The following is an 11,663-nucleotide window of genomic DNA, read 5'->3' as shown; positions in this document are numbered from 1 at the left end:
AAAAATTCTAAAAAATTATACAACTCTTATCAAGAGCAGGTGGAGGGATTTGGCCCGATGAAGCCCAGCAACCGACCGTAATACCATTGTGAAATGGGGCGTTTATGACGCCAAAAGGCACGGTGCTAATTCCAGCAGAAAGTAAAACTTTCTGGCAGATAAGAGGGGAGAAGATAAACTTCAAACCTCTTTCTTAGTGGAAAGAGGTTTTTCTGTGTTAGAAAAACCTCTGAATTAAAAAAAGGGGGAGAAGACGATGGGATATTATTCATTAACAGAAGTAACCGCTGTACAATATGCGAAAGAACATGGCTATTTTGAAAAGAAAGCAAATGTAGTTTGTCATGAAATTGGAGATGGAAATTTAAATTACGTGTTCAAATTAGATGATGGAGAGAAGTCTATTATAATAAAACAAGCACTACCATATGCGAAAGTAGTTGGTGAGAGCTGGCCGTTGTCTATAAAAAGAGCGACGATTGAAAGTAAGGCGCTGCAAATTTTTGCAAAGTATGTGCCGGAATATGTGCCGGTAGTGTATAGTCATGATGAAGAATTAGCAGTAACAATCATAGAAGACTTATCAAAATTAACTATTACAAGAAAAGGATTAATAGATGGAGAAGAGTATCCACTTCTATCCCAGCATATCGGTCGTTTTCTAGCGAATGTTTTATTTTATACTTCAGATTTTGGTTTACAGTCAGAAGAGAAAAGGGTACTAGAAGGTACATTTGTAAATCCAGACCTTTGCAAAATTACAGAAGATTTAGTGTTTACAGATCCGTTTGGGCATTACGATACGAATGATTATGAGTCGGAGTTACAATTGGCTGTAGATGAACTATGGAGTGATAAAACTTTAAAACTAAAAGTAGCGCAATATAAATATAAATTTTTAACGAGAAAAGAGGCACTCATTCATGGAGATTTACATACTGGAAGTATTTTTTCATCACCTTCTGAAACGAAAGTGATTGACCCAGAATTTGCAACGTACGGTCCATTTGGATTTGACATCGGGCAATTTATTGCAAATCTATTATTAAATGCTCTATCTAGAGAGGAAGAACAGAGAAGTGTGCTATTTTTCCATATTGAGAAAACATGGAGCTATTTCGTAGACACTTTTACGAAGTTATGGATTGGAGAAGGTGTAGAAGCATATACGAAAGAGAAACAATGGTTGCCGATTATTTTGCAAAATATTTTTACGGATGTGGTCGGATTTGCTGGATGTGAGCTTATCCGAAGAACAATTGGCTTAGCACATGTAGCTGATTTAGATGAAATAGCAAATAAAGAAAAGAGAATTCAAGCCAAGAAACAAGCTTTATCCTTAGGTAAAGAACTAATAAAATATGAATCTAAAAACGCTGATATTCAACTGTTCCGAACATTATTTCAACAGACAGTTTCTGGAGGGGTAAAAGCATGAGTACAGTTGTTACGATTCCGAGGTCTGTCAGTTGGAAAGGTGATGCCATTGCAGTATTAAATCAAACAAAGCTGCCGCATAGCACAGAATATAAAACATTAACGACGATTGAAGAGGTATGGAAAAGTATTGTCATGCTAGAAGTAAGAGGAGCACCTGCAATTGGAATTGTAGCTGCATTTGGATTGGCGCTTGCATCAAAAAAATATACTACTTTACATATTGAAGAATTTCAAAAGAAGTTTAATAGAGATTGTAATTATTTAGGGACGTCACGCCCGACAGCAGTCAATTTATTTTGGGCAATCGATCGTATGAGAGAATCTATTCAAGAAATTACTACAATAAAAGAAGCGCAAAAAATATTAGAAGAAGAAGCGCTTCGTATTCAGCAAAAAGATGAAGCGGTATGCCGAAGTATTGGAGAACATGCATTAACATGCTTTAAAGACGGTGATAACATTTTAACAATTTGTAACGCTGGCAGTATTGCAACTGCTAGATATGGTACTGCATTAGCACCGTTTTATATTGGGAAAGAAAAAGGTGTACATTTACATGCATATGCATGTGAAACGAGACCGGTTTTACAAGGCGGTCGCTTAACGACCTGGGAATTAAAACAGGCAGGTATCGATGTAACACTTATTACAGATAATACGGCAGCTCATGCTATTCAAACGAAAGAAATCAACGCAATTATTGTAGGAGCGGACCGAATTGTCGCAAATGGGGATACAGCAAATAAAATCGGAACGATGAATTTAGCTATATTAGCAAAGTATTTCGATATCCCGTTCTACGTTGCAGCTCCACTATCTACATTTGATATTACGAAACAAACAGGTGCAGAAATTATTATTGAAGAAAGAGATGAAACAGAAGTTACGAAAATTTTTGGGAAACAGGTGGCACCAGTTGGAACTACTGTTTATAATCCTGCATTTGATGTAACACCGAATGAATTAATTACAGGTATTATTACTGAGCAAGGTATTATACGCGGGGATTATAAACGGGAAATTGCATCATTATTTGAAAAACAAGCTAATACATAATAGCTTGTTTTTCTATGCCTAAATGTGTTCTTTTTTCTTATTTATATAATGAAAGGAGGAGAAAAAGATGGAAGAGTGGATCAAGATGATAGGTAATGTAGGGTTTCCAATTGTTGTAACATTATATTTACTCCACCGTATTGAAAGTAAATTAGATGGGGTAATTGTTGCAATAGAGAAGTTACCACGGCAATTACTACAGTATGATGATCCTCGCAATAAAAAATAAAGTTTGCTCTTCGTGAGCAAACTTTATTTTTTATTGAGCAGTATAACCACCATCGATAACGACAGCTTGACCAGTTATACCTTTTGCTTTTTCGCTCGCTAAAAACATCGCATAATCAGCAATCTCTTGTACTTGTAATAAGCGTTTTTGTGGGACAAGTGGATAAATGACATCCTCTAACACATTTTCAAGTGGTACATTTCGTGTCGTAGCTAAATCTTGTAGTTGATTGCGTACAAGAGGTGTATCGACATAGCCTGGACAAAGCGCGTTAACGGTAATTCCATGAGTAGCGCCTTCTAAAGCGGCAACTTTTGTTAATCCAATTACACCATGTTTCGCGCTATTGTAGGCGGATTTCCCTGCAAATCCAACGAGGCCATTAATGGATGCGACATTAATAATACGACCATACTTTTGCTTTTTCATGATTGGGAAGGCATGCTTTATTGCTATAAAAGGAGCGATTTGCATAATTTTAATTAGTAGCTCGAATTTTTCGGTCGGAAAATCTTCAATTGGTGAAACGTGTTGCATGCCTGCGTTATTAATTAATATGTCTAATGAACCGAAATGATTAACAGTTTGAGAAATTGCAGCTTTAATTTCTTCTTCGGATGTAACATCACATTTTAATCCGATAGCTTGAAAGCCTTCTTTTTGCAATTGTTCAGCAGCTTCTTTTGCACGTTCTTCAAGACGATCGGTAATAACGACTTTTGCACCTTCTTTTGCAAAAGCGTTTCCCATTTCATATCCAATACCACTTGCAGCACCTGTTAAAAAAACAACTCGATTTGTAACCATGATGAAAAACATCCCTTCGTAATAAAGTTCTCATATTGCTCTATTTAGAGAGTGGATAATGAAAATCCTGCAAAGATTTGGAAAAATATTGTTAGCTATCTTGTTTTGCAAAATAGCCTCTGCTATACTATTTTATAAAGCAAGATACTTACGCTTATCTATCTTGTAAAACAAGATAGTAGGAGGATTTGAATTATGTCGACAAGTCAAATGCTGAAAGGGATTTTAGAAGGATGCTTACTTGCTATTATTTCTGAAGGTGAAATATACGGTTATGAAATGAGTGAGAAGCTAGCAAAGTATGGCTTTACAATGGCGAGTGAGGGAAGTATTTATCCGTTATTAATACGAATGCAAAAGGAAGGATTCATAAAAAGTGTAATGAAGGAATCCCCATCTGGTCCAAAACGGAAGTATTACACGTTAACAGAAGATGGCGAAGATGCACTGGATGAATTTATGGATCGTTGGGAAGCGATGCAAAGTAGTGTGGAACGTCTACTTGAAGGGAAGGAGAGAAGAAGATAATGTTATCAAATGAAGCACGAAAATTTTTATTAGATATGAGATTGTTTTTGGCTACAAAGAGTGTGAAAGAAAGCGATATGGAAAGCTTTATTGAAGACGCAGAACTTCATTTAATAGAAGGTGAGAGTGATGGGAAAAGTGTAGAAGAAATTTTCGGAAGCTCACCGAAAGAATATGCAAATGAACTTGTAAAAGTGATGGAAAAGGATAGACAGGAAACGTGGAAGCAAATTGGTTTTACAGTAATGAATATCGTATCGTTTTGGATTATTGCTTCTATCCTAATAGTGAATAACGGATTATTACAGATGTCACTTATTCAGGGCGTGGGGTATAGTTTGTCATTGATTTTAGTTGTGATAGGTCCTAATTTTCTACTGCGCAAAATGACCTTTGTAACAAGTTTTACAAAAACTTGGTTTGCTATGTGGTCGTTAGTCATAATCGCACCAATGTTTCTAATAGGGGCTGTAACGATATTAGATGTGATTTATCCTACAAAAATGTTTATATTCACCCAAATGCAAAGTTATATATTAGCTGGTAGTATTTTCATCATTACAGTTGCAATAAATATATATTTTAATGGATGGTTTAAAAACTTATATTTAATCATCCCGCTTTCTATTATGTTAGTGTTTAAAACATTTACATCAGAAGACCTTGTTCCAATGCTATTTCAGATTATATGTTTATACGGAAGTTTATTTATTTTAATTTTCCTTGAAATTATGATGAAGACGAATAGAAGAGAAACGGTTTAATAAGGGAGGGGTTATTATGAAGATTTCTAAAGAAGGAGAAAAGTTTTTAATCGATACGAAAGTATATTTAATAACAAAAGGAATGAAAGAAGAAGATGTGGACGCTTTTTTAGAAGATGCAGAGCTTCATTTAATTGAAGGTGAGAAAGAGGGGAAGACGGTAAGTGATATATTTGGTGATTCACCGAAAGAGTATGCGGAAGAATTAGCGAAAGAGATGGAGAAAGATAAAGGCGGGAGTATAAAAAGTATTTTAGGGATGATAATTGGTATTGGCGGGTATTGGTTACTTACAAATATTTTATTTGAAAGCCCAAATCATGAATTTACATTAACGAATGTACAATTAATTGGATACCCAATTGTTTTAATGATTACGATTGTAGGAATTATATCTGCTTTTAAAATGTCATCATTTAAGAGTAAAATAAAAGAATTTAGCATTATTTATGTAGCAGCATTGCTACCAATTTTATTACTAGTATTATTAATGTTTATGAATAAATGGTATGGGACACCTGTATTACAATTAACGACTATACAAAGTTATATATTAGCTGGAGTTATCTTGTTAGTACTGTTAATTGGGGAAGCGTACATACTTGGCTGGATTGGGATATTAACTGTTATTGTCCCGCTATTCATTATGTTTGTATTTAAAGAATTAGGGAAGAACAACCCATATTGGGGAATGCTAGAGCCGTTACTTCTGTACGGAAGTTTATATGTATTAATGAGATGGTCTTTGAAAATTGAGGAGAAAAAAACTGTAAGCTAGCTTTATATTAATAGCGAACGAACTGAATTTTTTATTAAGAGGAGAACAAATATGCAAAGTATATTTCTAGGTATATTGTCTATTACATTTTTAGGTTTAACGATTTTTGGGCTATATACTACCTTTTCGAAAAAGTTACACGATGACTATTTCGATACTTTATTAGATGACACATCAGGTTATGTTTTGTTCTTCGGTTTAATAGGTAAAGGGCTGCTCTGGATATGCAAAAAATTATTTCCAAAGAAATATTATATAGAGATTTTTAGAGTAATTGTATTTATGTTTAGTTGTATATTTGCATCCGTTGCAGCCGAAATTTGGTTTATTGATTGGAATCTATTGTTTTAAACAGTAACAAAATCGTTACTGTTTTTTTCTTTGCAATAAAGAGCTTTGTAAAGAGAGAGCTTTTTGTTCGTTCGTTAATAGAGACTGAATATGGACATTTTCAGGGCGAGGGACGATCGGATACATAAGATTTGTTGGAGAAGGATGGTGCTCCGAGCCAGTTGGGGAATGAGGATCTGCGTGAGTAAGTTTTCCATGAACACGTCTTGTAAATAAAATATGACCAATTTCATGAGCGAGCGTATATATATTTTTCATAGGAGCAGCCGAGTTTGTTAAAACGATATACCCTGTAAGTTGCTGTTGTTTTGCTAAAGAGTAGGCACAGGCAATTACTGCTGTTTCTTTGAAATAATCACTGCCAATATAACAAATGTAAAGGTCGCATTTAGGAGCTTCATTTACACAAGTTTGAAAAAAGGATGCTAATTTTTCCTGACTTTGAATAGAATCTTTATAACTAATTTCACGGTCAGAAAAACGGAAGAGTTCATTTAAAACAATTACTTCTTGAATTTGAAATGTAATCGGGTGCCAAATTGACTCTGCAACTGCTAAATCTTTTGCAATACGGTCATCAGAAATATCGGCGCCTGGCGTAATGCAAATACATATATTGACGTATGGATCCATAAGGAACACCTCAACTGAAAAAATTCTTTCTATAATATATGTTGGGAAAAGATCCTATGTATGGATAAACGCCTTGTTTATTACAAGTCGAAAAAATTTCATAGTTCTATAACATGGTTTGGCTGTCTTTTTGATATAGTAAAGGAAAGGGGGAGAATATATGTATACATTAAAAATCGTTTCAGACAGAGAAGCACTGTATCAATTTGCAAGTTATGTAAGAGTTGTACAAGGGGTGGAAGATGTATATGTAGAGGTGGGAGAACCTTTATATGAACATCCTTTAATGAAATTTTATGTACATATTAAGCTTGAGGAAACATATGAGCAACATAAAGCGTTACAAGAAATAGCAAGATTAGTAGAATTAGGGCGTTTTACATATGTCCATTATCGTAATGATGAAATAGAAGAAGCTTTTGAAGCTGTAAAATATGAAAGTTTTAAGAAATAAAGGTGAAAAAAGGGAGCGAAAGCTTCCTTTTTTTCTTTAAAATTACATCAACAAAAGGAGAAAAATTTTGTTATGATAAGGGAGGGTGAGGAAAGGAGAGTTTACATATTGGGGTATATTGAAGAGTTACGCAAAGTCGTTGGTACAAGGCCGCTTATTCTAGTAGGATCAGCAATTATTATCTTAAATGATAATCAAGAAGTATTGCTTCAATATCGTTCAGATACATATGATTGGGGTGTACCTGGTGGAGCGATGGAGCTAGGAGAAACGACAGAAGAAACTGCTCGTAGAGAACTATTTGAAGAGACGGGACTAAATGCGAAAATTATGCAATTTATCGGGGTTCTTTCGGGAAAAGAAGTGTACTTCCAATATCCAAATGGAGATGAAATTTTTAATGTCATTCATCTGTATCAGGGACATCATGTGAGCGGGGAATTAAGGCTTGACCATGAAGGATTACAGCTTCAATATTTTCCAGTAGATAAGTTACCGAATTTGAATAAAACAACAGAGAAAATTTTACAAAAATTTCTATATGCATTAACAGAATAGAAGGTTAATTCCTTCTATTTTTATTATATTAAATATTTTGATTTTTTAGTATGTTTATAGTATGATAGGTGTAGACATACATCTTATGGAATTTCACCTAAAAACTGACTAGGGTACATAAGAGAGGGGCAAGTGCAAAATGCATAATGTTGTTATTACAGCTGCAGTTCGTTCGCCAATTGGAACTTTTGGGGGAGCGCTAAAAAATGTAACGCCAGTAGAATTAGCTGTTCCTGTACTTCAGGAAGCTGTAAAACGAGGCGGGGTAGAACCACACGAAGTTGATGAAGTGATTTTAGGTCATTGTATTCAAAGAACTGATGAAGCAAATACGGCGAGAACGGCTGCATTAGCGGCAGGGTTTCCTGACACAGTTACAGGTTATACAATCCAACGCCAATGTTCTTCAGGTATGCAAGCAATTATGTCGGCTGCAATGCAAATTCAATTAGGTGTAAGTGAAGTTGTCGTTGCAGGTGGAGTAGAAGCAATGAGTTCAAGCCCTTATGCATTAAAACAACACCGCTGGGGACAACGCCTACAACACGGAGAAATTCGTGATACGGTGTGGGAAGTGTTAGAAGATCCAATTCATCATATTATGATGGGGGAAACAGCGGAAAATTTAGTTGAACAATATGAAATTACAAGAGAGGAACAAGATGAAGTTGCGCTTCGCAGTCATACATTGGCGCTGAAGGCAATCGAGTCTGGATATTTTGACGATCAAATTGTTCCTATTACAATAAAAGAACGTAGAAAAGAAGTAGTATTTTCGAAGGATGAACATCCACGTGCTGACATTACAGCAGAAAAATTAGCAGGATTAAAACCAGCTTTCCGTAAAGGCGGATCTGTAACGGCAGGGAATGCATCTGGTCTGAATGACGGAAGCGCGGTTCTAGTATTAATGAGCGAAGAAAAAGCGAAAGAAAAAGGCTTACAACCGTTAGCTAGAATTGTTGGATATTCAGTAGCTGGAGTAGATCCAAAAATTATGGGGATTGGACCAGCACCAGCAATTCGTAAAGGATTAGAAAAAGTAGATTGGTCATTAGAAGATGCAGATTTACTGGAAATTAATGAAGCTTTCGCTGCGCAATACTTAGCTGTAGAGAAAGAACTAGGTTTAGATCGTGAAAAAGTGAATGTAAACGGTAGTGGTGTAGGACTTGGACATCCAATCGGTTGTACAGGAGCTCGTATTACTGTAAGTTTAATTCATGAATTGAAGAGACGCGGGTTAGAAAAAGGAATTGCCTCTCTATGCGTCGGCGGCGGTATTGGGGTAGCATTATTTATAGAAGCACTATAAAAAGAAGCAGCAATCGCTGCTTCTTTTTATTAAGAATCAAATAAATGATGAAATAATCGATCACGATTTTCAAAGAAAAGTTTCGTCGTTTGGTAATGCTCGGTGTCTTCTAAGGCGGACTCGTGAATTCCTTCTTGTGTTAAAGAGTATATGGTGGATTCAGGATAAGCCATTAAAATTGGAGAATGCGTTGCGATAACAAATTGTGAACCTTGTTCCGCTAGTTCATGCATTCGAATGAGCATAGAAAGTTGTCTCATTGGTGATAGAGCGGCCTCGGGCTCATCTAAAATGTATAAGCCTTGTCCTGAAAAACGATTCATAAATAAGGAGAAAAATGACTCACCGTGTGATTGGGCGTGTAGTGAAGTACCACCATATGAGTCAATAATTGGATTTCCACGTGCTTCTGAATCGGCATCCATTTCATCAATATAAGAAGCAACGTTATAAAATGATTCGGCACGAAGAAAGAAACCGTCATTTGGTGTATTGAAACTTTTGGAAATTCGAAGGTATTCATGTAAAGATGAATGGGAATCGTTTGTACTAAAACGGAAGTTTTTCGTTCCACCTTCTGCATTAAATCCTAAAGCAATTGCAATCGCTTCGAGTAATGTTGACTTCCCCGTTCCATTTTCTCCAATAATGAATGTTACATTTGGATGGAAAGCTAGTGATTGTAATGTTCGAATAGCGGGTAAACAGTAAGGGTATGCGGAGAAACTAGGGATATTTTCTTTTTTTAATGTGACATTTTGTAAAAAGGGTACATCAATCAATATAGAAACCTCAATTCATAACGGATTTTGATTCTAAAAAAGCAGCAAATACAAGGGTAAGACAACTTGCAAATAGTATTGTATATTGAAGTGCGCCAAAGCCAAGACCTTCCCAGCTGAAAATCATTCTCTTCCATATGAAAATAAAAAAGAGTGCTTATAAAACCAACGAGAGCAAGTATATATTTTATAATTTTGTAGTGCTTCCATAGATAGAAGCCAATGTATGTACTTAAAAACAAGGTAAACAGAACAAGAAAAAAGACAAGTGTTAATGACACGTGAACTCCCTCCTTATTTTCTGAATATTTATGTGGATTATATCATTTAAACTATCATATTCCAATGTGAAAATAAATATTGCATGGAGGTTATTCATGTCGTTATGATAGTATGTAATCTATTGTAATTCTGAAAAGGAGCTAAAACATGCCGTTTACATTTGCACATCCAGCAGCAGTTCTTCCTTTTGCAAAAAAGTATTCTCAACATATTTCAGTAACGGCTCTTATATTAGGTAGTATGGCGCCTGACTTTGAATATTTCCTACACTTTAGACCGTATGGTGTAATTGGGCATACGTGGCTTGGATTCTTATATTTTAATTTACCACTCGTATTTTTATTAGCATACATATATCATTACATTTTAAAAAAGCCGTTTATAACACATTTACCTAAACCATTTGCTGGCTACTATACATATGCAGTAGATGGGAGGTGGGGGCTTTACACAAGGAAAGATTTCTTTGTATTTTGTTATTCAGCATTATTCGGTATGTTAACGCATGTTGTTTGGGATGCATTCACTCATAAGACAGGCTATTTTGTTATGAAAATACCATTATTGCAAAGAGAATGGTACGGTATCTCTGTTTATAAATATATGCAACATGGAAGTACATGTATTGGTTTTCTGTTATTAGTATACGTTTTATGGAAGTGTAGAAATGAAATGGGTAAAGACCTTATTTTAGCTTCGGAAAAAATAAAATATTGGATTTCGATAATTGTTGTGGCAGCTATTATATTTATCGTGCACGCGTTCGTAGATCCCTATTTTCATATTTTCCAAATAGGGGGTATAATAGTATCTGGACTGACAAGTTCGTTTTGTGGACTTCTTATTGTTTCTATAGTTTACAAAGCAAGGGACTAATTTTATATTCATGAATGATAGTGTTAGGAGAAATTAAATGATGAAAGCATGGAAAAGTATTTTTATTTTATGTAGTTTTCTTCTTATGTTAAGTGGTTGCTTCCATCAAGAAGAAAAGAAAGTTGAACCGAAGAAGAAAGAATCTATTCCTGAAACAAAAGAATATGGTGGGCGTGAGCTGAAAAAAGTAGGACAAAAAGTGAAAGAAACTGGATGGGGTACTTTTAAGTTAGAGCAGATTCATTCAGTAAATCAAACATTTGAAGTAGCACCAATGAAAATTCACGTACAAGATGTGAAAGTAATCTCTTTATCACAGATGAGTAAAGATGCAAAAAATACATTAAAAGTATATACGGCATTAACTCCTGAAGAAGTAAAGCGTAGATTAGGAGATAAAGTAAGTCAAGAAGATGCGGAGTTATATGCATCGCTAAGTGGTACAGAGATTAGTGATACGATTCGTTACGTTGAAATTACATATAAGGTGGAAAATAGCGGGAATAAAAATATACAATTTTTCTCTATGAATGATGTTGCGATTAATGATAAACAACATTTTAAAGTAGCAACGCAAAACTTTTTATATGATGAAGATACGCTCGTTGGTACAAAAAATGTATCAAGGGAAGACTATAAGCCTGGTGAAACAAGAGATGGTATTATCGGCCTAATACTTGATGATGGAAAAGAAAAGGTAAAGGATATTAAATTTACAACAGATAATGTAATCGCAGCAAATACAGAAACGCAAGATGTTGTAAAAGAGCCACAAACTTTTAACATCTCACTTTCTGAGTAAGTTGTTTT

15 protein-coding genes, 1 pseudogene and 1 riboswitch are annotated in these 11,663 nt (G+C 35.1%); of the genes and pseudogenes, 12 read left to right on the top strand and 4 right to left on the bottom strand.

The window, feature by feature from the left end; translation table 11 throughout:
- The first annotated feature begins 23 nt into the window (after nucleotides 1-23).
- Nucleotides 24-165, top strand: a riboswitch (SAM riboswitch).
- A gap of 91 nt (nucleotides 166-256) precedes the next feature.
- The 3 genes from mtnK to MR070_RS01520 all read left to right on the top strand — a co-directional run bounded on the left by mtnK (nucleotide 257) and on the right by MR070_RS01520 (nucleotide 2,725).
- Complete coding sequence (mtnK, locus tag MR070_RS01530; protein WP_044790714.1) at nucleotides 257-1,438, top strand: S-methyl-5-thioribose kinase; 1,182 nt, start codon at nucleotides 257-259, stop codon at nucleotides 1,436-1,438.
- The gene (gene mtnA, locus MR070_RS01525) at nucleotides 1,435-2,496 is read left to right on the top strand and encodes an S-methyl-5-thioribose-1-phosphate isomerase (RefSeq protein ID WP_000109059.1); all 1,062 of its coding nucleotides are present in this window, start codon (nucleotides 1,435-1,437) and stop codon (nucleotides 2,494-2,496) included. Before mtnK ends, mtnA begins: the two co-directional genes overlap by 4 nt.
- 67 nt (nucleotides 2,497-2,563) lie before the next feature.
- Nucleotides 2,564-2,725, top strand: a complete 162-nt coding sequence (locus tag MR070_RS01520; RefSeq protein ID WP_000393333.1) for a YvrJ family protein — start codon at nucleotides 2,564-2,566, stop codon at nucleotides 2,723-2,725.
- 30 nt (nucleotides 2,726-2,755) lie between these two features.
- Here MR070_RS01520 and MR070_RS01515 read toward each other — a convergent pair whose 3' ends face one another.
- Nucleotides 2,756-3,532, bottom strand: a complete 777-nt coding sequence (locus MR070_RS01515; protein ID WP_242260420.1) for a 3-hydroxybutyrate dehydrogenase — start codon at nucleotides 3,530-3,532, stop codon at nucleotides 2,756-2,758.
- Between the two features lie 195 nt (nucleotides 3,533-3,727).
- On the opposite strand from MR070_RS01515, the gene MR070_RS01510 reads away from it, so the two are divergent.
- From MR070_RS01510 to MR070_RS01495, 4 genes are read left to right on the top strand one after another with little or no spacing between them, the layout of a single operon-like run.
- Nucleotides 3,728-4,060, top strand: a complete 333-nt coding sequence (locus MR070_RS01510) for a PadR family transcriptional regulator (protein WP_070806776.1) — start codon at nucleotides 3,728-3,730, stop codon at nucleotides 4,058-4,060.
- The gene (locus MR070_RS01505) at nucleotides 4,060-4,824 is read left to right on the top strand and encodes a DUF1129 domain-containing protein (protein ID WP_139895621.1); all 765 of its coding nucleotides are present in this window, start codon (nucleotides 4,060-4,062) and stop codon (nucleotides 4,822-4,824) included. The genes MR070_RS01510 and MR070_RS01505 overlap by 1 nt, the downstream gene beginning before the upstream one ends.
- Before the next feature lie 16 nt (nucleotides 4,825-4,840).
- Nucleotides 4,841-5,602 carry a DUF1129 domain-containing protein gene (locus MR070_RS01500; protein WP_242260418.1) on the top strand — a complete coding sequence of 254 codons (762 nt, stop codon included), beginning with the start codon at nucleotides 4,841-4,843 and terminating at the stop codon, nucleotides 5,600-5,602.
- A 51-nt stretch (nucleotides 5,603-5,653) separates the two neighbouring features.
- On the top strand, nucleotides 5,654-5,953 hold the full coding sequence (locus MR070_RS01495) for a hypothetical protein (RefSeq protein ID WP_001190632.1): 300 nt from the start codon (nucleotides 5,654-5,656) through the stop codon (nucleotides 5,951-5,953).
- A 15-nt stretch (nucleotides 5,954-5,968) separates the two neighbouring features.
- Here the strand turns inward: MR070_RS01495 and MR070_RS01490 are convergent, their stop codons facing one another.
- The gene (locus MR070_RS01490; protein WP_242260416.1) at nucleotides 5,969-6,586 is read right to left on the bottom strand and encodes an ImmA/IrrE family metallo-endopeptidase; all 618 of its coding nucleotides are present in this window, start codon (nucleotides 6,584-6,586) and stop codon (nucleotides 5,969-5,971) included.
- Between the two features lie 160 nt (nucleotides 6,587-6,746).
- On the opposite strand from MR070_RS01490, the gene MR070_RS01485 reads away from it, so the two are divergent.
- The 3 genes from MR070_RS01485 (at nucleotide 6,747) to MR070_RS01475 (ending at nucleotide 8,913) form a co-directional block, all read left to right on the top strand.
- On the top strand, nucleotides 6,747-7,040 hold the full coding sequence (locus tag MR070_RS01485; RefSeq protein ID WP_000288327.1) for a DUF3928 family protein: 294 nt from the start codon (nucleotides 6,747-6,749) through the stop codon (nucleotides 7,038-7,040).
- 108 nt (nucleotides 7,041-7,148) lie between these two features.
- The gene (locus MR070_RS01480; RefSeq protein WP_000540524.1) at nucleotides 7,149-7,598 is read left to right on the top strand and encodes an NUDIX hydrolase; all 450 of its coding nucleotides are present in this window, start codon (nucleotides 7,149-7,151) and stop codon (nucleotides 7,596-7,598) included.
- A gap of 139 nt (nucleotides 7,599-7,737) precedes the next feature.
- Entirely contained in the window at nucleotides 7,738-8,913 is a 1,176-nt protein-coding gene (locus tag MR070_RS01475; protein WP_000552088.1) for an acetyl-CoA C-acetyltransferase, read from the top strand.
- Nucleotides 8,914-8,942: 29 nt separating this feature from the next.
- Here the strand turns inward: MR070_RS01475 and MR070_RS01470 are convergent, their stop codons facing one another.
- Both MR070_RS01470 and MR070_RS27100 read right to left on the bottom strand, forming a co-directional pair.
- The gene (locus tag MR070_RS01470; protein ID WP_000567995.1) at nucleotides 8,943-9,695 is read right to left on the bottom strand and encodes an AAA family ATPase; all 753 of its coding nucleotides are present in this window, start codon (nucleotides 9,693-9,695) and stop codon (nucleotides 8,943-8,945) included.
- Between the two features lie 10 nt (nucleotides 9,696-9,705).
- Nucleotides 9,706-9,976, bottom strand: a pseudogene (locus MR070_RS27100) (hypothetical protein).
- 148 nt (nucleotides 9,977-10,124) lie between these two features.
- Between MR070_RS27100 and MR070_RS01465 the strand changes: the two are divergent.
- Nucleotides 10,125-10,853 (top strand): DUF4184 family protein, encoded by a 729-nt coding sequence (locus MR070_RS01465; RefSeq protein ID WP_242260414.1) that lies wholly within the window; start codon nucleotides 10,125-10,127, stop codon nucleotides 10,851-10,853.
- 37 nt (nucleotides 10,854-10,890) lie between these two features.
- A complete protein-coding gene (locus tag MR070_RS01460) occupies nucleotides 10,891-11,655 on the top strand; it encodes a hypothetical protein (protein ID WP_000973883.1) in 765 nt (254 codons plus the stop codon).
- The last annotated feature ends 8 nt before the right edge of the window (nucleotides 11,656-11,663 follow it).

Source organism: Bacillus cereus group sp. BfR-BA-01453, from assembly GCF_022662915.1.
In the GTDB taxonomy this organism is placed as follows: Bacteria; Bacillota; Bacilli; order Bacillales; family Bacillaceae_G; genus Bacillus_A; species Bacillus_A paranthracis.
The sequence above is the reverse complement of the archived record's forward strand: the minus strand, read 5'-3'. Positions and strand labels throughout refer to the sequence as shown.

Excerpts from the sequence above, each read along its gene's own strand:
- MR070_RS01460 (WP_000973883.1), top strand. The coding sequence starts at position 10,891 with ATGATGAAAGCATGGAAAAGTATTTTTATTTTATGTAGTTTTCTTCTT.
- MR070_RS01500 (WP_242260418.1), top strand. The coding sequence starts at position 4,841 with ATGAAGATTTCTAAAGAAGGAGAAAAGTTTTTAATCGATACGAAAGTA.
- MR070_RS01515 (WP_242260420.1), bottom strand. The coding sequence starts at position 3,532 with ATGGTTACAAATCGAGTTGTTTTTTTAACAGGTGCTGCAAGTGGTATT.
- mtnA (WP_000109059.1), top strand. The coding sequence starts at position 1,435 with ATGAGTACAGTTGTTACGATTCCGAGGTCTGTCAGTTGGAAAGGTGAT.
- MR070_RS01505 (WP_139895621.1), top strand. The coding sequence starts at position 4,060 with ATGTTATCAAATGAAGCACGAAAATTTTTATTAGATATGAGATTGTTT.
- MR070_RS01485 (WP_000288327.1), top strand. The coding sequence starts at position 6,747 with ATGTATACATTAAAAATCGTTTCAGACAGAGAAGCACTGTATCAATTT.
- MR070_RS01475 (WP_000552088.1), top strand. The coding sequence starts at position 7,738 with ATGCATAATGTTGTTATTACAGCTGCAGTTCGTTCGCCAATTGGAACT.
- MR070_RS01495 (WP_001190632.1), top strand. The coding sequence starts at position 5,654 with ATGCAAAGTATATTTCTAGGTATATTGTCTATTACATTTTTAGGTTTA.
- MR070_RS01520 (WP_000393333.1), top strand. The coding sequence starts at position 2,564 with ATGGAAGAGTGGATCAAGATGATAGGTAATGTAGGGTTTCCAATTGTT.
- MR070_RS01490 (WP_242260416.1), bottom strand. The coding sequence starts at position 6,586 with ATGGATCCATACGTCAATATATGTATTTGCATTACGCCAGGCGCCGAT.
- MR070_RS01510 (WP_070806776.1), top strand. The coding sequence starts at position 3,728 with ATGTCGACAAGTCAAATGCTGAAAGGGATTTTAGAAGGATGCTTACTT.
- MR070_RS01465 (WP_242260414.1), top strand. The coding sequence starts at position 10,125 with ATGCCGTTTACATTTGCACATCCAGCAGCAGTTCTTCCTTTTGCAAAA.
- mtnK (WP_044790714.1), top strand. The coding sequence starts at position 257 with ATGGGATATTATTCATTAACAGAAGTAACCGCTGTACAATATGCGAAA.